Raw genomic sequence first — 18566 nt, 5'->3', positions numbered from 1 at the left:
TAATCTTGAAGAGGTATGTTTGGTGATGAATAAAAATCCTAGTTTGGCTGAGCCAAACTAGGATTTTCTGACGCGTTTTTGTCTACGATAGCCGTTGAGTTTTTTATTTTCCCAGTAGCTATTAAAGATTTTTTCCTTGCTTTCGCGATTAATCTCCAAAAAGTAGGCATAAATCAAATCGATAAAGAAGAGCATAGGAAGTTGAGCGGATATTCGTTGGATATAGGAAGGCTGGCTGTGGGTAGCTACAAGAACAGTCTCTGTATAGGTCTGGATATCTTTACTGGGAACACTTGAAAAGAGTACAGTCTTTGCCCCCATCTCCTTGGCATCTAATAGACTATCTAAAATAGAAGGTGTTGTGCCAGAAAGTGAGAAACCAAGTACGAGACAATTTTCATCCATAATACTGGTTGTCCAGGCAAAGCCGTCTTGGTCAGTCAAGGCCTCGCAGACCACACCCAGACGCATGAAGCGCAATTTCATTTCACGGGCGACAAGGCCAGAACTGCCTGTTCCGAAGAAGTAGACACGCTCAGCATCTTCGATTAGTTGGGCGATTCGTTCTAGTTGGATTTCGTCAATCAAGTCTTGTGTTTGTTCCCTCATATTGCTATAGCTTCTGAGGACACGTTTGGTCAGTGGACTGTGTTTGTGAGAATAGGTGTCTTGTTTCTCTGCTTGGTGTTGGTATTGGAAAATGAATTCTCGGTAGCCAGTAAAGCCACACTTTTTAGCAAAGCGAGTTAGTGCAGCCTGAGAGATATGTAATTTTTGAGTGACTTGTTGAGAAGATAAATCATCTGTAATCGTTTCAGCTTGCAAAAAATAGCGAGCGATTTCTTGCTCAAGGTCTGTCATTTCTTCGAAGTGGGAATCAATGACAGTTGCGATATCTGGTTTGTCCATAGGGAAGGCTCCTTTAAATGAGTCGTATTGGAAAAAGGCTAGATTTTTGAACTTTTACATTTATTATAACATATAATATAGGGATGAATAAATAAAAACATATCTTGCTGTAAAAACGAAAAAAAGCTTCTTTCTTTTCCATAATTTTCTGCTCAAATTGTGGTACAATTAAGAGTAAGATTTTAAGTTAGAAATGAGACTGATTTGTATGAGAAAATTTAATAGCCATTCGATTCCGATACGGCTTAATTTATTGTTTTCAATCGTCATTTTACTCTTTATGACCATTATTGGTCGTTTGCTTTATATGCAGGTTTTGAACAAGGATTTTTACGAAAAAAAGCTAGCCTCAGCTAGTCAGACCAAGGTCACAACCAGTTCTGCCCGTGGGGAAATCTATGATGCTAGTGGAAAACCTTTGGTAGAAAATACGTTAAAGCAGGTTGTTTCCTTTACGCGTAGTAATAAAATGACGGCTAAAGATCTGAAAGAAATCGCTAGTCAGTTACTGGGATATGTGAGCATCAGTTCGCCAAATTTGACAGAACGTCAGTTGGCAGATTACTATTTAGCTGATCCTGAAATCTATAAAAAAACAGTGGAGGCTCTCCCAAGTGAGAAACGCTTGGATTCAGATGGCAATCGTTTATCCGAATCAGAACTGTATAACAATGCGGTCGATAGTGTTCAAGCGAGTCAACTAAACTATACAGAGGATGAAAAGAAAGAAATCTATCTTTTTAATCAGTTAAATGCGGTTGGAAACTTTGCGACAGGAACCATTGTGACAGATGCTCTGACAGATACCCAGATTGCTCTGATTGCCTCTGCTTCGAAACAATTACCTGGTGTCAGTATCTCAACTTCGTGGGATCGAAAAGTTCTAGAGACTTCCCTTTCTTCTATAGTAGGTAGTGTATCGAGTGAAAAAGCTGGTCTCCCAGCAGAAGAAGCAGATGCTTATCTTAAAAAAGGTTATTCTCTAAATGACCGTGTTGGGACCTCTTATCTAGAAAAGCAATACGAGGAAACCTTGCAAGGTAAACGCTCGGTGAAGGAAATTCATCTAGACAAGTACGGTAATATGGAAAGTGTCGAAAATATCGAAGATGGTACCAAAGGGAATAATATTAAACTGACCATTGATTTGGCCTTCCAAGATAGCGTGGATGCTTTGCTGAAAAGTTATTTCAATTCAGAGTTGGGGAATGGTGGAGCCAAGTATTCTGAGGGTGTCTATGCAGTCGCCCTTAACCCAAAAACAGGTGCTGTTTTGTCTATGTCAGGAATCAAACACGACCTGAAAACGGGAGAGTTGACGCCTGATTCCTTGGGAACGGTAACTAATGTCTTTGTTCCAGGTTCGGTTGTCAAGGCGGCGACCATCAGCTCTGGTTGGGAAAATGGAGTCTTGTCAGGAAACCAGATCTTGACGGACCAGTCTATTGTCTTCCAAGGTTCACCCCCTATCAATTCTTGGTATACTGCCTTTTCTGGGCCAATGCCGATTACGGCGGTTCAAGCTCTGGAGTATTCATCCAATACTTATATGGTCCAAACGGCTTTAGGAATTATGGGCTTAACTTATCAACCGAATATGGTTGCAGCAATTGGAAACTTAGAATCGGCTATGGGGAAATTACGCTCAACCTTTGGCGAATATGGCTTGGGGTCTGCAACAGGGATTGACCTACCAGATGAATCAACTGGCTTTATCCCTAAAGATTATGATCTTGCTAATTATATTACGAATTCATTCGGGCAGTTTGATAACTATACGCCAATGCAGTTGGCTCAGTATGTAGCAACTATTGCTAACAATGGAGTTCGTGTGGCTCCTCGTATTGTTGAAGGTATTTATGGCAATAATGATAAGGGAGGGTTGGGTGACTTGATTCAGCAACTGAAACCGACAGAGATGAACAAGGTCAATATTTCTGACTCCGATATGAGTATCTTACAACAAGGATTTTATCAGGTTGCCCATGGAACTAGTGGATTGACAACTGGTCGTGCCTTTTCAAATGGTGCCTTGGTATCCATTAGCGGAAAAACGGGTACAGCCGAAAGTTATGTGGCAGATGGTCAGCAAGCAACCAATACTAATGCGGTGGCCTATGCCCCATCTGATAATCCCCAAATCGCTGTTGCAGTGGTCTTTCCTCATAATACCAATCTAACAAATGGTGTAGGACCTTCCATTGCGCGTGACATTATCAATCTGTATCAAAAATACCATCCAATGAACTAGAAAGGAACATATGCTTTATCCAACACCTATTGCCAAGCTAATTGACAGTTATTCTAAGTTACCGGGTATCGGGATTAAGACGGCTACGCGTCTGGCCTTTTATACCATTGGCATGTCTGATGACGACGTCAATGAATTTGCAAAAAATCTCCTTTCTGCTAAGAGAGAATTGACCTACTGTTCCATTTGTGGACGTTTGACAGATGACGATCCCTGCTCCATCTGTACTGATCCAAGTCGTGACCAGACAACTATTTTGGTGCTAGAGGATAGTCGTGATGTGGCAGCCATGGAAAATATCCAAGAATACCATGGGCTCTATCATGTCCTGCATGGTCTCATTTCCCCCATGAATGGCATCAGTCCAGATGATATCAATCTAAAGAGTCTTATGACTCGTCTGATGGATAGTGAGGTTTCAGAAGTGATAGTGGCCACAAATGCTACGGCAGATGGGGAAGCGACGTCCATGTATCTTTCACGCTTGCTCAAGCCAGCTGGGATCAAGGTTACGCGCCTGGCACGAGGCCTTGCTGTGGGAGCAGATATCGAGTATGCGGACGAAGTGACCCTCTTACGGGCTATTGAAAATCGAACAGAGTTGTAAGTGTAGACAAATTTACGAACTCCATTCATTTATAAAAAATTAAGGAGGCTGAAAATCGTTCATATCGGCCTCTTTTTGTATAGTGTGATGAATAGGATCAGGTTCAAGTTTTAAAAAAACAAGCAAATATGATATACTAAAGAGCGAGTATTCTAGTAGAATTAGGACAAATAATATGAAACAAACGATTATTCTTTTATATGGTGGACGTAGTGCAGAGCGTGAAGTCTCTGTCCTTTCAGCTGAGAGTGTCATGCGTGCGGTTAACTACGACCGTTTCACAGTCAAGACTTTCTTCATCAGTCAGTCAGGTGACTTTATCAAAACGCAGGAATTTAGTCAGACTCCAGGTCAAGAGGACCGTCTCATGACCAATGCGACCATTGATTGGGATAAGAAAGTTGTACCAAGTGCCATCTACGAAGAAGGGGCAGTTGTCTTTCCAGTTCTTCACGGTCCGATGGGAGAAGATGGCTCTGTTCAAGGTTTCCTTGAAGTTTTGAAAATGCCTTATGTCGGCTGTAATATCTTGTCATCTAGTCTTGCCATGGATAAAATCACGACCAAGCGTGTTTTAGAATCTGCTGGTATTGCCCAAGTTCCTTATGTGGCTATCGTTGAAGGCGATGATGTGACTGCTAAAATCGCTGAAGTGGAAGAAAAATTGACTTATCCAGTCTTCACTAAGCCGTCAAACATGGGGTCTAGTGTCGGTATTTCTAAGTCTGAAAATCAAGAAGAACTTCGTCAGGCTTTGGAACTTGCCTTCCAATATGACAGCCGTGTCTTGGTAGAGCAAGGGGTAAATGCCCGTGAAATCGAGGTTGGTCTACTAGGCAACTACGATGTCAAAAGCACGCTACCAGGAGAAGTTGTCAAGGATGTTGCCTTTTATGACTACGATGCCAAGTATATTGATAACAAGATTACCATGGATATTCCTGCCAAAATCAGTGATGATGTGGTAGCTGTCATGCGTCAAAATGCAGAAACGGCCTTTCGTGCTATTGGTGGCCTCGGTCTCTCTCGTTGCGATTTCTTCTATACAGATAAGGGAGAGATTTTCCTAAATGAGCTCAATACCATGCCAGGTTTCACCCAGTGGTCAATGTATCCACTACTTTGGGACAATATGGGGATCACCTACCCAGATTTAATCGAGCGACTGGTTGACCTTGCCAAGGAAAGTTTTGACCAGCGCGAAGCGCATTTGCTATAAAATGAAAGAGAGGGTAGAAGCCAGAACCATCACTGTAAGATGATTAGAGTTCTCGGACTTCGACCCTTTTTAAAGGAGTAGAAATGAAATTAACAATCCATGAAGTGGCCCAAGTTGTAGGAGCTAAAAATGATATCAGCATCTTTGAGGACACTCAGTTAGAAAAAGCTGAGTTTGATAGTCGTTTGATTGCGACAGGAGATTTATTTGTGCCCCTCAAGGGTGCGCGTGATGGTCATGACTTTATCGAAAGAGCCTTTGAAAATGGTGCAGCAGTAACCTTGTCTGAGAAAGAGGTCGCAAATCATCCTTATATTCTAGTAGACGATGTTTTGACTGCCTTTCAACAACTAGCTGCCTATTATCTTGAAAAAACGGCTGTTGATGTCTTTGCAGTTACAGGTTCAAATGGCAAGACAACGACTAAGGATATGTTGGCGCACTTGCTTTCAACAACCTACAAAACCTACAAAACACAAGGAAACTACAATAACGAGATTGGCCTTCCTTACACAGTTCTCCATATGCCTGAGGGGACAGAAAAGTTGGTTTTGGAGATGGGGCAGGATCACTTGGGAGATATTCATCTCTTGTCAGAATTGGCTCATCCAAAAACAGCCATCGTGACCTTGGTTGGCGAAGCCCATTTGGCCTTTTTCAAAGACCGTTCGGAAATTGCCAAAGGAAAATTGCAAATTGCAGATGGCATGGCTTCGAATTCCTTGCTCTTGGCGCCAGCTGACCCTATTGTAGAGGACTACTTGCCAACTGATAAAAAGGTGGTCCGTTTTGGGCAAGGAGCAGAGTTGGAAATCACAGACTTGGTTGAGCGCAAGGATAGTCTGACATTTAAGGCTAATTTCTTGGAACAAGCCCTTGATTTGCCGGTAACTGGCAAGTACAATGCCACCAATGCTATGATTGCATCCTATGTTGCCCTGCAAGAAGGAGTTTCAGAGGAGCAAATCCGTTTGGCCTTCCAACATCTTGAATTGACGCGTAACCGTACCGAGTGGAAGAAAGCAGCCAATGGAGCAGACATCCTGTCAGATGTTTACAATGCCAATCCAACTGCTATGAAGCTGATCTTAGAGACTTTCTCTGCCATTCCAGCCAATGAAGGGGGCAAGAAAATCGCTGTCTTAGCAGATATGAAGGAATTAGGTGACCAGTCAGTCCAACTCCATAACCAGATGATTCTGAGCCTCTCGCCAGATGTACTGGATACCGTGATTTTCTATGGAGAAGATATCGCAGAATTGGCCCAATTGGCCAGTCAAATGTTCCCAATTGGCCACGTTTATTACTTCAAGAAAACAGAAGACCAAGACCAATTTGAAGGCCTAGTCAAGCAGGTCAAGGAAAGCCTTGGAGCCCATGACCAAATCTTGCTAAAAGGTTCTAACTCTATGAATCTAGCCAAGTTGGTAGAAAGTTTAGAAAATGAAAACAAGTGATTTTGTCAAACATTTACGTATTTCTAAATCCATTTTTGACAAATAGCATGGTATAATAATATGCAGGAAAATTTTGAATCATGAGGAAGACTAGATGAATTTATGGGATATTTTCTTTACTACCCAAGCAACAGAGCCACCCAAATTTGACATTTTTTGGTATGTTAGCCTATTTACGCTCTTAGCCTTAACTTTTTATACAGCCTATCGTTATCGTGAAAAGAAGTTTTACCAACGATTTTTCCAAATCTTGCAGGCCGTTCAGTTAATCCTACTTTATGTTTGGTATGGGGTCAACCATATGCCACTGTCAGAAAGCCTACCTTTTTACCATTGCCGTATGGCTATGTTTGTGGTGCTCTTGCTTCCTGGTCAGTCCAAATATAGGCAGTATTTTGCATTACTAGGAACATTTGGGACATTAGCAGCCTTTGTTTATCCAGTGCCAGATGCCTATCCTTTCCCCCATATTGCCATTTTGTCCTTTATCTTTGGGCACTTAGCTCTCTTGGGGAACTCTCTAGTTTATCTCTTGAGACAGTATAATGCGCGATTACTGGATGTGAAAGGAATTTTTCTTATGACCTTTGGACTAAATGCCTTGATTTTTGTGGTCAATTTGGTAACAGGTGGAGATTACGGATTCCTGACAAAACCACCATTGGTTGGAGACCATGGCTTAGTAGCTAATTATTTAATCGTTTCTCTGGCCTTGTCAGCGGCGATTACGTTGACAAAGAAAATTTTGGAACTATTTTTAGACCAAGAAGCAGAAAAAATGATTGCAAAGAAAGCTTAGAAATGAGCTTTCTTTTTTGTACAATAGACAGATTGTTGACAAAGTTTACAGTGAATGAATTTCTGAACAGAAAAACTAAAAAATTGGCTGGTAAATTTAGGAAAAAACTGAGCACGATGAGATTTTTTGTGTTATAATATTCTGTGAATAGCTATGCCTACGTTTAGCTATTGAATATTACGAAGTTAGAAACTTGGAAGATAGAGAGGATGCGATGTAATGGCTAGAGAAGGCTTTTTTACAGGTCTAGATATTGGAACAAGCTCTGTCAAGGTGCTTGTAGCCGAGCAGAGAAATGGTGAATTAAATGTAATTGGCGTGAGTAATGCCAAAAGTAAAGGTGTAAAGGATGGAATTATTGTTGATATTGATGCAGCAGCAACTGCTATCAAATCAGCTATTTCCCAAGCAGAAGAAAAGGCAGGTATTTCGATTAAGTCAGTGAATGTCGGCTTGCCTGGTAATCTTTTGCAAGTAGAACCAACTCAAGGGATGATTCCAGTAACATCTGATACCAAGGAAATTACGGATCAAGATGTTGAAAATGTTGTCAAATCAGCTTTGACAAAGAGTATGACACCTGACCGTGAAGTCATTACCTTTATTCCTGAAGAATTTATTGTGGATGGTTTCCAAGGGATTCGTGACCCACGTGGCATGATGGGGGTTCGCCTTGAAATGCGTGGTTTGCTTTATACAGGTCCTCGTACTATCTTGCACAATCTGCGTAAGACAGTTGAACGTACAGGTGTTCAGGTTGAAAATATCATTATTTCACCACTAGCAATGGTTCAATCAGTTTTGAACGAAGGTGAACGTGAATTTGGTGCTACAGTGATTGATATGGGGGCAGGTCAAACGACTGTCGCTACAATCCGTAACCAAGAACTCCAGTTTACCAATATTCTCCAAGAAGGCGGAGATTATGTAACTAAGGATATCTCTAAAGTCTTGAAGACATCACAGAAACTAGCCGAAGGTTTGAAATTAAACTATGGAGAGGCTTATCCTCCTCTCGCAAGTAAAGAAACATTCCAAGTCGAAGTGATCGGGGAAGTAGAACCTGTTGAAGTAACAGAAAATTACTTGTCAGAGATTATTTCTGCACGAATTAAGCATATTTTTGAACAAATCAAACAAGACTTAGACAGAAGACATTTATTGGATCTTCCTGGTGGCATTGTTTTGATTGGTGGAACCGCTATTTTACCGGGTATTGTGGAACTTGCTCAAGAAGTTTTTGGTGTTCGTGTCAAGCTTTATGTTCCAAACCAAGTTGGAATTCGTAATCCAGCCTTTGCGCATGTGATTAGTCTATCAGAATTCGCGGGACAATTGACAGAAGTACATCTCTTGGCTCAACGAGCAGTCAAGGGTGATGAAGGATTATTCCAACAACCGCTTAGTTTTGGTGGAATGATTCAGAAAACAGCTCAGTTTGTACAATCAACGCCTGTTCAACCAGCCCCTACCCCAGAAGTAGAGCCGGTGGCTCCCGCAGAACCAATAGCGGATTTCCAACAAGCTTCACAAAATAAACCGAAATTAGCAGATCGTTTCCGTGGCTTGATCGGAAGCATGTTTGACGAATAAAGAGGAAAAATAAATTATGACATTTTCATTTGATACAGCTGCTGCTCAAGGTGCAGTGATTAAAGTAATTGGTGTCGGTGGAGGTGGTGGCAATGCCATCAACCGTATGGTCGACGAAGGTGTTACAGGCGTAGAATTTATCGCAGCAAACACAGATGTACAAGCATTGAGTAGTACAAAAGCTGAGACTGTTATTCAGTTGGGACCTAAATTGACTCGTGGTTTGGGTGCAGGAGGTCAACCTGAGGTTGGTCGTAAAGCTGCTGAAGAAAGCGAAGAAACACTGACTGAAGCTATCAGTGGTGCAGATATGGTCTTCATCACTGCTGGTATGGGAGGAGGCTCTGGAACTGGAGCTGCTCCTGTAATTGCTCGTATCGCCAAAGATTTAGGTGCTCTTACAGTTGGTGTTGTAACACGTCCGTTTGGTTTTGAAGGAAGCAAACGTGGACAATTTGCTGTAGAAGGAATCAATCAACTGCGTGAGCATGTAGATACTCTATTGATTATCTCAAACAACAACTTGCTTGAAATTGTTGATAAGAAAACTCCACTTCTTGAAGCTCTTAGCGAGGCAGATAACGTTCTTCGTCAAGGTGTTCAAGGAATTACCGATTTGATTACCAATCCAGGATTGATTAACCTTGACTTTGCCGATGTGAAAACAGTTATGGCAAATAAAGGGAATGCTCTTATGGGTATTGGTATCGGTAGTGGAGAAGAACGTGTTGTTGAAGCAGCGCGTAAGGCAATTTACTCTCCACTTCTTGAAACAACAATTGATGGAGCAGAAGATGTGATTGTCAACGTAACTGGTGGTCTTGACTTAACCTTGATTGAGGCAGAAGAGGCTTCACAAATTGTGAACCAAGCAGCAGGACAAGGAGTAAACATCTGGCTCGGTACTTCAATTGATGAAAGTATGCGTGATGAAATTCGTGTAACAGTTGTTGCAACAGGTGTTCGTCAAGACCGCGTAGAAAAGGTTGTGGCTCCACAAGCTAGACCGACTACTAACTACCGTGAGACAGTAAAACCAGCTCATTCACATGGCTTTGATCGTCATTTTGATATGGCAGAAACAGCTGAATTGCCAAAACAAAATCCACGTCGCTCGGAACAAGCTCAAGGATCTGCTTTTGGTGATTGGGATTTACGCCGCGAGACAATTGTTCGTCCGACTGATTCAGTAGTGTCACCGGTAGAACGTTTTGAAATTCCAAATTCACAAGATGAAGATGAGTTGGATACACCTCCATTTTTCAAAAATCGTTAAGTAAATGAATGTAAAAGAAAATACAGAACGTGTTTTTCGAGAAGTCGCAGAAGCAAGTCTGAGTTCTCATCGCGAGAGTGGCTCAGTCTCTGTCATTGCAGTTACCAAGTATGTAGATGTACCGACAGCGGAAGCCTTGCTTCCGCTAGGGGTTCATCATATCGGTGAAAATCGTGTAGATAAGTTTTTAGAGAAATATCAAGCTTTAAAAGATCGAGATGTGACTTGGCATTTGATTGGTACCTTGCAAAGACGTAAGGTGAAAGATGTCATTCAATACGTTGATTATTTCCATGCATTGGATTCAGTAAAGCTAGCAGAGGAAATCCAAAAAAGAAGTGACCGAGTCATCAAGTGTTTCCTTCAAGTAAATATTTCTAAAGAAGAAAGTAAACACGGCTTTTCGAGAGAAGAATTATTGGAAGTCTTGCCGGAGTTAGCCAAACTAGATAAGATTGAATATGTTGGTTTAATGACGATGGCACCTTTTGAGGCTAGCAGTGAGCAGTTGAAAGAAATTTTCAAGGCGACCCAAGATTTACAAAAAGAAATCCAAGAAAAACAAATTCCAAATATCCCTATGACCGACTTAAGCATGGGAATGAGTCGTGATTATAAAGAAGCGATTCAATTCGGTTCCACCTTTGTTCGCATAGGTACAGCATTTTTTAAGTAGGAGAGAACCATGTCTTTAAAAGATAGATTCGATAGATTTATAGATTATTTTACGGAGGATGAGGATTTAAGTCTCCCTAATGAAAAACGAGATGAGCCCATTTTAACTCCAGTAAATTCTACACAGGAAAAGGCTCTCTCAACGAATCAAACACCAAGCACAAGTAGTACAAAAGAAAATAATATTACTAGACTGCATGCACGTCAACAAGAGTTAGCAAAGCAAAATCAGCATTCTACTGAAAAAGTAACAATTGATGTTCGTTATCCTAGAAAATATGAAGATGCGATAGAAATTGTTGATTTATTAGCAGGAAACGAAAGTATTTTGATTGATTTTCAATATATGACTGAAGTGCAAGCTCGTCGTTGTTTAGATTATCTGGATGGAGCTTGCCATGTTCTAGCTGGAAATTTGAAAAAGGTAGCTTCTACCATGTACCTGTTGACACCAGTGAATGTTATTGTAAATGTTGAAGATATTCGTTTACCAGATGAAGATCAACAGGGTGAGTTTGATTTTGATATGAGACGAAATAGAGTACGATGATGATTTTTTTAATTCGTATGATTTATAATGCAGTGGATATTTACTCCCTGATTTTGGTAGCCTTTGCTGTCATGTCTTGGTTTCCAGGTGCCTATGAATCAAGTTTGGGTCGTTGGATTGTAGCATTGGTAAAACCAGTGCTTGCTCCTTTGCAACGCCTGCCTTTACAGATAGCAGGTCTGGATTTATCTATTTGGGTTGCGATTGTTTTGATTCGATTTTTAGGAGAAAACCTAGTCCGTTTTCTGGCGATGATAGGATGAATAAAGGGATTTACCAGCATTTCTCCATAGAAGATCGTCCATTTCTTGATAAGGGAATGGAATGGATAAAAAAGGTAGAAGATAGCTATGCTCCTTTTTTAACTCCTTTTATCAATCCTCATCAGGAGAAGCTATTAAAGATTTTGGCCAAAACCTATGGTCTTGCTTGTAGCAGTAGTGGGGAATTCGTCTCAAGTGAGTATGTTCGAGTTTTATTATACCCAGATTATTTCCAGCCAGAGTTTTCAGATTTTGAAATGTCTCTCCAGGAAATTGTGTATTCCAATAAATTTGAACACTTAACGCATGCTAAGATTTTAGGGACAGTCATCAATCAATTAGGGATTGAACGGAAACTTTTTGGAGATATCCTAGTAGATGAAGAACGGGCGCAGATTATGATTAATCAGCAGTTTCTTCTTCTCTTTCAAGATGGATTAAAGAAAATTGGCCGTATACCCGTTTCGCTGGAGGAACGTCCTTTCACCGAGAAAATAGATAAGCTAGAACAGTATAGAGAGCTGGATTTATGCGTGTCTAGTTTTAGATTAGATGTTCTTTTATCAAATGTTTTAAAATTATCTAGAAATCAAGCAAACCAGTTGATTGAAAAGAAACTTGTCCAAGTAAATTATCATGTGGTAGACAAATCAGATTATACTGTTCAAGTTGGAGACTTGATTAGTGTGAGAAAATTTGGGCGCTTGAGATTGCTTCAAGATAAGGGACAAACAAAAAAAGAGAAGAAAAAAATAACCGTCCAGTTATTATTAAGTAAGTGAGGAAAAATATGCCAATTACATCGTTAGAAATCAAAGATAAAACCTTTAGCACACGTTTTAGAGGTTTTGATCCAGAAGAAGTAGATGAATTTTTAGATATTGTAGTTCGTGATTATGAAGATTTGGTTCGTTCTAATCATGATAAGGATTTACATATTAAAAATTTGGAAGAGCGTTTGTCTTACTTTGATGAGATGAAAGATTCGTTGAGCCAGTCTGTATTGATTGCCCAAGATACAGCTGAGAGAGTGAAACAAACAGCACACGATCGTTCAAATAATATTATTCATCAAGCTGAACAGGATGCACATCGATTATTGGAAGAAGCAAAATACAAGGCAAATGAAATTCTTCGTCAGGCAGCTGATAATGCTAAGAAAGTTGCTGTTGAAACCGAAGAATTGAAGAATAAGAGTCGTGTCTTCCACCAACGTCTTAAATCTACAATTGAGAGTCAGTTGGCTATTGTTGAATCTTCAGATTGGGAAGATATTCTTCGTCCAACAGCTACTTATCTTCAGACAAGTGATGAAGCCTTTAAAGAAGTGGTTAGCGAAGTACTTGGAGAACCGATTCCAGCTCCAATTGAGGAAGAACCAATTGATATGACACGTCAATTTTCTCAAGAAGAAATGACAGAGTTACAGGCTCGTATTGAGGCAGCCAATAAAGAATTGGCTGAATTTGAAGCTCAAGCTAAACAGGAAGTGGAAAATCCAACTCCTGTAGTGAGTCCTCAAATTGAAGAAGAGCCTGCTCATCCAGTTGGTCCAATGTACGAAGAACCAGAAGTAGCTCCAGTGCATCCGTCAGGTCCATCACCAGCTACAGAAACGTTTGATTCAGCACCAGGATTTGAAGCACCGCAAGAATCTGTTACAATTTTATAAGAAATATTCTGAGAACAATATCTTATCCTTATATTTCCAGCGAGCAGGAGATGGTGTGAGTCCTGTAATCCCTATTGATAAGATTATCCTCTCAAAAACTCAAGTCTGAAGCTAGTAAGATTTGACGTTCCCCACGTTACGGGATAAGAGGGAGAAAGACTAAATCTTTTTCCGAATAAAGGTGGTACCACGATTTTCGTCCTTTTTGGCAGTCGTGGTTTTTAATTTGTTATTATTTATAAAGGAGATACCATGAAACTCAAAGATACCCTTAATCTTGGGAAAACAGCTTTCCCAATGCGTGCAGGCCTTCCGACCAAAGAGCCAGTTTGGCAAAAGGAATGGGAAGATGCAAAACTTTATCAACGTCGTCAAGAATTGAACCAAGGAAAACCTCATTTCACCTTGCATGATGGCCCTCCATACGCAAACGGAAATATCCACGTTGGACATGCTATGAACAAGATTTCAAAAGATATCATTGTTCGTTCAAAATCTATGTCAGGATTTTATGCACCCTATATTCCAGGTTGGGATACTCACGGTCTGCCAATCGAGCAAGTTTTGGCAAAACAGGGTGTCAAACGTAAAGAAATGGACTTGGTTGAGTACTTGAAACTTTGCCGTGAATACGCTCTTTCACAAGTAGATAAACAACGTGAAGACTTCAAACGTTTGGGTGTTTCTGGTGACTGGGAAAATCCATATGTGACCTTGACTCCTGACTATGAAGCAGCCCAAATTCGTGTCTTCGGTGAGATGGCTAACAAGGGTTATATCTACCGTGGTGCCAAGCCAGTTTACTGGTCTTGGTCATCTGAGTCTGCCCTTGCTGAAGCAGAGATTGAATACCATGACTTGGTTTCAACTTCCCTTTACTATGCCAACAAGGTAAAAGATGGCAAAGGTGTCCTTGATACAGACACTTATATCGTTGTTTGGACAACGACTCCATTTACTATCACAGCTTCTCGTGGTTTGACTGTCGGAGCGGATATTGATTACGTCGTGGTTCAACCTGCAGGTGAAGCTCGTAAGTTTGTCGTTGCTGCAGAATTATTGAATAGCTTATCTGAGAAATTTGGTTGGGCTGATGTTCAAGTTTTGGCAACTTACCGTGGTCAAGAATTGAACCACATCGTAACAGAACACCCATGGGATACAGCTGTAGATGAACTCGTTATCCTTGGTGACCACGTTACAACTGACTCTGGTACAGGTATTGTCCATACAGCCCCTGGTTTTGGTGAGGACGACTACAATGTCGGTATTGCTAATGGTCTTGAAGTCGCAGTCACTGTTGACGAACGTGGTATCATGATGAAGAATGCTGGTCCTGAGTTTGAAGGTCAATTCTATGAAAAGGTAGTTCCAACTGTTATTGAAAAACTTGGTAACCTCCTTCTTGCCCAAGAAGAAATCTCTCACTCATATCCATTTGACTGGCGTACTAAGAAACCAATCATCTGGCGTGCAGTACCACAATGGTTTGCCTCAGTTTCTAAATTCCGCCAAGAAATCTTGGATGAAATTGAAAAAGTGAAATTCCACTCAGAATGGGGTAAAGTTCGTCTTTACAATATGATCCGTGACCGTGGCGACTGGGTTATCTCTCGTCAACGTGCTTGGGGTGTTCCGCTTCCAATTTTCTACGCTGAAGATGGTACAGCGATCATGACTGCTGAAACGATTGAACATGTGGCTCAACTATTTGAGGAACATGGTTCAAGCATTTGGTGGGAACGTGATGCCAAAGACCTCTTACCAGAAGGATTTACTCATCCAGGTTCACCAAATGGCGAATTCAAGAAAGAAACAGACATCATGGACGTTTGGTTTGACTCAGGTTCATCATGGAATGGAGTGGTAGTAAACCGTCCTGAGTTGACTTACCCAGCAGACCTTTACCTAGAAGGTTCTGACCAGTACCGTGGTTGGTTCAACTCATCACTCATCACATCTGTTGCCAACCATGGCGTAGCACCTTACAAACAAATCTTGTCACAAGGTTTTGCCCTTGACGGTAAAGGTGAGAAGATGTCTAAATCTCTTGGAAATACCATTGCTCCAAGTGATGTTGAAAAACAATTTGGTGCAGAAATCTTGCGTCTCTGGGTAACAAGCGTAGACTCAAGCAACGACGTGCGTATCTCTATGGATATCTTGAGCCAAGTTTCTGAAACTTACCGCAAGATCCGTAACACTCTTCGTTTCTTGATTGCCAATACATCTGACTTTAACCCAGCTGAGGATGCAGTAGCTTACGAAGAACTTCGTTCAGTTGATAAGTACATGACGATTCGCTTTAACCAGCTTGTCAAGACCATTCGTGATGCCTACGCAAACTTTGAATTCTTGACAATCTACAAGGCCTTGGTGAACTTTATCAACGTTGATTTATCAGCCTTTTACCTTGATTTTGCTAAAGATGTTGTTTACATCGAAGGTGCCAAATCATTGGAACGCCGTCAAATGCAGACTGTCTTCTATGACATTCTTGTGAAAATCACCAAACTCTTGACACCAATCCTTCCTCACACAGCAGAGGAAATCTGGTCATATCTTGAGTTTGAAGCTGAAGACTTCGTTCAATTGTCAGAATTGCCAGAAGCGGAAACTTTTGCTAATCAAGAAGAAGTCTTGGATACATGGGCAGCCTTCATGGACTTCCGTGGACAAGCTCAAAAAGCCTTGGAAGAAGCGCGTAATGCCAAAGTTATCGGGAAATCGCTTGAAGCACACTTGACAGTTTATCCAAATGAAGTTGTGAAAACTCTACTCGAAGCAGTAAACAGCAATGTAGCTCAACTTTTGATTGTGTCTGAATTGACCATCGCAGAAGGACCAGCTCCAGAAGCTGCCGTTAGCTTCGAAGATGTAGCCTTCACAGTTGAACGCGCTGCAGGCCAAGTATGTGACCGTTGCCGTCGCATTGACCCAACAACAGCAGAGCGTAGCTACCACGCAGTCATCTGTGACCACTGTGCAAGCATCGTAGAAGAAAACTTTGCGGAAGCAGTTGCAGAAGGATTTGAAGAGAAATAAGGTTGAAAAGTCTAGGGAAAACTCAATTTGAGAAGAAAAGACAACTAATTTTATAGTCTATTAAACGCATTGTATCAAGTTTTTGAATACGTGATACGATGCGTTTTTGATTTATTTTGAAAATTTGCGAGGTGTGACTTTTTATACTCAACAAGAATCAAAGAGAAACTTAGCAAGCTAACAGCAGTAAGATAAAATACGAATTTGATATTACGGATAAGATTGGTAAATTGTGTCACATTTTTACAATAATAAATTTGTATAGTTGCTTTTGATTTCTGAAAAGTATTATATTTTATTTCATATTATACAAATTTTTATTTTATAATATCAGAAAATACTTTTTTTTTTTAGCAAATATGATACAATTTTATTTGAAAAAAAATAAAAAGGAGATTTTATTATGAAATCAAAAACACTTGCTTTAATTAGTGGTATCGTCGGTCTTGTAGGAGGAATTTTACTTCTTATTGGTCCTTTTGTCTTGTTGGGAACAGCGGTAAATACAGCTGCTACAACTCTTAATGGAGGAGCTACTGCAGGGGCTGTTTCAGGTGTTGCTTTACTCTTGAATGCCTTGAAGATTGCAAATCTTGTTCTCGGTATCATTGCTATTGTTTACTATAAAGGAGATAATCGTGTAGGTGCAGCTCCGTCTGTCCTAATGATTGTTTCTGGTGGAGTTAGTCTCATTCCATTCTTAGGATGGGTTGGGGGGATTCTTGCTATTATTGGAGGATCTCTATTCCTTGCAACATTGAAGAAATTCAAATCAGAAGAATAAAAGGTATTTTAGCATGAAAAGAACAAAAAAGTTTATCGGTCTAGGAGTAATTCTATTATCTGTTTCTCTTCTCGCTGCATGTGGAGCACAAAATTCAAAGACTACTTCAACAAGTAATGATGAGAAGACAGTAGCAACATCTAATACCTCAAAAGAAACAATCACTTTTGATACACCGGTTGTAACAGACGATGCGATTGAATCAATGCGTACTTATGCAGATTATATAGATCTTTATAAAAAGATTTTTGATGATTATTTTACTAAAGCTGAGGAAAGTTTCAAAGGAACAGCTATGGAAAATAATGAGTCGTTTACCAAACTAAAAGAGTCAACTCAAAAATTATTCGATGCGCAGAAAAAAATATATGATTTGCTAGGGTCAACTGAGCTCAAGGAAGATGATAAATCAAAATTGTCTCAACAATTGAAAGATTTTAGAGACAATTTGCAAAAACAGTTGAAAACTTTGACATCGCAACTACAATAAGATAGAAATTTTTTGTAGTAACTGAGAATAATTGGTTAAATTACACCCCAAATGTTAGAAATTGGGGTGTTTTTTAAAGATTAAATAATGAAGATAGAATAGAAACAACCAAAAACAATGTGATTGCCAAACAGTCCTTTCCTTTTTGGTTTTGACTAGCTTTTTTGTGAAAAATTGTGTAAAATAGAATAGATAAACGAGGGGAAACCTCGGAAAATTTAAAGGAGAATCCATCTAATGGTAAAATTGGTTTTTGCTCGCCACGGTGAGTCTGAATGGAACAAAGCTAACCTTTTCACTGGTTGGGCTGATGTTGATTTGTCTGAAAAAGGTACACAACAAGCGATTGACGCTGGTAAATTGATCAAAGAAGCTGGTATCGAATTTGACCAAGCTTACACTTCAGTATTGAAACGTGCTATCAAAACAACTAACTTGGCTCTTGAAGCTTCTGACCAATTGTGGGTTCCAGTTGAAAAATCATGGCGCTTGAACGAACGTCACTACGGTGGTTTGACTGGTAAAAACAAAGCTGAAGCTGCTGAACAATTTGGTGATGAGCAAGTTCATATCTGGCGTCGTTCATACGATGTATTGCCTCCAAACATGGATCGTGATGATGAGCACTCAGCTCACACTGACCGTCGTTACGCTTCACTTGACGACTCAGTTATCCCAGATGCTGAAAACTTGAAAGTGACTTTGGAACGTGCCCTTCCATTCTGGGAAGATAAAATCGCTCCAGCTCTTAAAGATGGTAAAAACGTATTCGTAGGAGCTCACGGTAACTCAATCCGTGCCCTTGTAAAACACATCAAAGGTTTGTCAGATGACGAAATCATGGACGTGGAAATCCCTAACTTCCCACCATTGGTATTCGAATTCGACGAAAAATTGAACGTAGTTTCTGAATACTACCTTGGAAAATAAAAAATTGTAAGCCTAGAATTGATTTCTAGGCTTTTTATGTTAGTAT

Annotated in this window: 17 protein-coding genes; 16 read left to right on the top strand and 1 reads right to left on the bottom strand. The window is 40.3% G+C overall.

What is annotated here, in order from left to right; translation table 11 throughout:
* Nucleotides 1-57 precede the first annotated feature (57 nt).
* The gene (locus ACAM22_RS07080; protein WP_261029667.1) at nt 58-909 is read right to left on the bottom strand and encodes a MurR/RpiR family transcriptional regulator; all 852 of its coding nucleotides are present in this window, start codon (nt 907-909) and stop codon (nt 58-60) included.
* A gap of 193 nt (nt 910-1102) precedes the next feature.
* On the opposite strand from ACAM22_RS07080, the gene pbp2b reads away from it, so the two are divergent.
* The 16 genes from pbp2b (at nt 1103) to ACAM22_RS07000 (ending at nt 18520) form a co-directional block, all read left to right on the top strand.
* Nucleotides 1103-3160: a penicillin-binding protein PBP2B gene (gene pbp2b, locus ACAM22_RS07075; protein WP_369606596.1), complete on the top strand. Its 2058-nt coding sequence runs from the start codon at nt 1103-1105 to the stop codon at nt 3158-3160.
* A gap of 10 nt (nt 3161-3170) precedes the next feature.
* Nucleotides 3171-3767: a recombination mediator RecR gene (recR, locus tag ACAM22_RS07070; RefSeq protein ID WP_000966748.1), complete on the top strand. Its 597-nt coding sequence runs from the start codon at nt 3171-3173 to the stop codon at nt 3765-3767.
* A gap of 175 nt (nt 3768-3942) precedes the next feature.
* On the top strand, nt 3943-4986 hold the full coding sequence (locus ACAM22_RS07065; protein ID WP_369606595.1) for a D-alanine--D-alanine ligase: 1044 nt from the start codon (nt 3943-3945) through the stop codon (nt 4984-4986).
* A gap of 83 nt (nt 4987-5069) precedes the next feature.
* Nucleotides 5070-6443, top strand: a complete 1374-nt coding sequence (gene murF, locus ACAM22_RS07060) for a UDP-N-acetylmuramoyl-tripeptide--D-alanyl-D-alanine ligase (protein ID WP_369606594.1) — start codon at nt 5070-5072, stop codon at nt 6441-6443.
* Between the two features lie 94 nt (nt 6444-6537).
* Nucleotides 6538-7242, top strand: a complete 705-nt coding sequence (locus ACAM22_RS07055; protein WP_369606593.1) for a TIGR02206 family membrane protein — start codon at nt 6538-6540, stop codon at nt 7240-7242.
* A gap of 219 nt (nt 7243-7461) precedes the next feature.
* A complete protein-coding gene (ftsA, locus tag ACAM22_RS07050) occupies nt 7462-8835 on the top strand; it encodes a cell division protein FtsA (RefSeq protein ID WP_369606592.1) in 1374 nt (457 codons plus the stop codon).
* A 16-nt stretch (nt 8836-8851) separates the two neighbouring features.
* Nucleotides 8852-10111 (top strand): cell division protein FtsZ, encoded by a 1260-nt coding sequence (ftsZ, locus tag ACAM22_RS07045; RefSeq protein WP_016398629.1) that lies wholly within the window; start codon nt 8852-8854, stop codon nt 10109-10111.
* Between the two features lie 4 nt (nt 10112-10115).
* The gene (locus ACAM22_RS07040; RefSeq protein ID WP_369606591.1) at nt 10116-10787 is read left to right on the top strand and encodes a YggS family pyridoxal phosphate-dependent enzyme; all 672 of its coding nucleotides are present in this window, start codon (nt 10116-10118) and stop codon (nt 10785-10787) included.
* Between the two features lie 9 nt (nt 10788-10796).
* Nucleotides 10797-11336, top strand: a complete 540-nt coding sequence (locus ACAM22_RS07035) for a cell division protein SepF (protein WP_000053379.1) — start codon at nt 10797-10799, stop codon at nt 11334-11336.
* On the top strand, nt 11336-11599 hold the full coding sequence (locus ACAM22_RS07030; protein ID WP_261013211.1) for a YggT family protein: 264 nt from the start codon (nt 11336-11338) through the stop codon (nt 11597-11599). The genes ACAM22_RS07035 and ACAM22_RS07030 overlap by 1 nt, the downstream gene beginning before the upstream one ends.
* Nucleotides 11596-12381, top strand: a complete 786-nt coding sequence (locus ACAM22_RS07025; protein ID WP_261039877.1) for an RNA-binding protein — start codon at nt 11596-11598, stop codon at nt 12379-12381. The genes ACAM22_RS07030 and ACAM22_RS07025 overlap by 4 nt, the downstream gene beginning before the upstream one ends.
* Before the next feature lie 8 nt (nt 12382-12389).
* Nucleotides 12390-13271, top strand: a complete 882-nt coding sequence (locus ACAM22_RS07020) for a DivIVA domain-containing protein (RefSeq protein ID WP_369606590.1) — start codon at nt 12390-12392, stop codon at nt 13269-13271.
* Between the two features lie 252 nt (nt 13272-13523).
* Nucleotides 13524-16316 (top strand): isoleucine--tRNA ligase, encoded by a 2793-nt coding sequence (gene ileS, locus ACAM22_RS07015; protein ID WP_369606589.1) that lies wholly within the window; start codon nt 13524-13526, stop codon nt 16314-16316.
* Between the two features lie 403 nt (nt 16317-16719).
* Nucleotides 16720-17100, top strand: a complete 381-nt coding sequence (locus ACAM22_RS07010) for a hypothetical protein (RefSeq protein ID WP_000837844.1) — start codon at nt 16720-16722, stop codon at nt 17098-17100.
* A gap of 13 nt (nt 17101-17113) precedes the next feature.
* Nucleotides 17114-17590 (top strand): hypothetical protein, encoded by a 477-nt coding sequence (locus ACAM22_RS07005; protein ID WP_265471956.1) that lies wholly within the window; start codon nt 17114-17116, stop codon nt 17588-17590.
* Between the two features lie 237 nt (nt 17591-17827).
* On the top strand, nt 17828-18520 hold the full coding sequence (locus tag ACAM22_RS07000) for a phosphoglycerate mutase (RefSeq protein ID WP_000240129.1): 693 nt from the start codon (nt 17828-17830) through the stop codon (nt 18518-18520).
* Nucleotides 18521-18566 lie beyond the last annotated feature (46 nt).

Source organism: Streptococcus sp. SN-1 (assembly GCF_041154385.1).
GTDB classification, from domain to species: Bacteria; Bacillota; Bacilli; order Lactobacillales; family Streptococcaceae; genus Streptococcus; species Streptococcus mitis_CT.
This window is presented reverse-complemented; position numbering and strand designations above follow the sequence as displayed.

Bases quoted from the DNA above. Each gene is read 5' to 3' on its own strand.
- ACAM22_RS07080 (WP_261029667.1), bottom strand. From the start codon at position 909: ATGGACAAACCAGATATCGCAACTGTCATTGATTCCCACTTCGAAGAA.
- pbp2b (WP_369606596.1), top strand. From the start codon at position 1,103: ATGAGACTGATTTGTATGAGAAAATTTAATAGCCATTCGATTCCGATA.
- recR (WP_000966748.1), top strand. From the start codon at position 3,171: ATGCTTTATCCAACACCTATTGCCAAGCTAATTGACAGTTATTCTAAG.
- ACAM22_RS07065 (WP_369606595.1), top strand. From the start codon at position 3,943: ATGAAACAAACGATTATTCTTTTATATGGTGGACGTAGTGCAGAGCGT.
- murF (WP_369606594.1), top strand. From the start codon at position 5,070: ATGAAATTAACAATCCATGAAGTGGCCCAAGTTGTAGGAGCTAAAAAT.
- ACAM22_RS07055 (WP_369606593.1), top strand. From the start codon at position 6,538: ATGAATTTATGGGATATTTTCTTTACTACCCAAGCAACAGAGCCACCC.
- ftsA (WP_369606592.1), top strand. From the start codon at position 7,462: ATGGCTAGAGAAGGCTTTTTTACAGGTCTAGATATTGGAACAAGCTCT.
- ftsZ (WP_016398629.1), top strand. From the start codon at position 8,852: ATGACATTTTCATTTGATACAGCTGCTGCTCAAGGTGCAGTGATTAAA.
- ACAM22_RS07040 (WP_369606591.1), top strand. From the start codon at position 10,116: ATGAATGTAAAAGAAAATACAGAACGTGTTTTTCGAGAAGTCGCAGAA.
- ACAM22_RS07035 (WP_000053379.1), top strand. From the start codon at position 10,797: ATGTCTTTAAAAGATAGATTCGATAGATTTATAGATTATTTTACGGAG.
- ACAM22_RS07030 (WP_261013211.1), top strand. From the start codon at position 11,336: ATGATTTTTTTAATTCGTATGATTTATAATGCAGTGGATATTTACTCC.
- ACAM22_RS07025 (WP_261039877.1), top strand. From the start codon at position 11,596: ATGAATAAAGGGATTTACCAGCATTTCTCCATAGAAGATCGTCCATTT.
- ACAM22_RS07020 (WP_369606590.1), top strand. From the start codon at position 12,390: ATGCCAATTACATCGTTAGAAATCAAAGATAAAACCTTTAGCACACGT.
- ileS (WP_369606589.1), top strand. From the start codon at position 13,524: ATGAAACTCAAAGATACCCTTAATCTTGGGAAAACAGCTTTCCCAATG.
- ACAM22_RS07010 (WP_000837844.1), top strand. From the start codon at position 16,720: ATGAAATCAAAAACACTTGCTTTAATTAGTGGTATCGTCGGTCTTGTA.
- ACAM22_RS07005 (WP_265471956.1), top strand. From the start codon at position 17,114: ATGAAAAGAACAAAAAAGTTTATCGGTCTAGGAGTAATTCTATTATCT.
- ACAM22_RS07000 (WP_000240129.1), top strand. From the start codon at position 17,828: ATGGTAAAATTGGTTTTTGCTCGCCACGGTGAGTCTGAATGGAACAAA.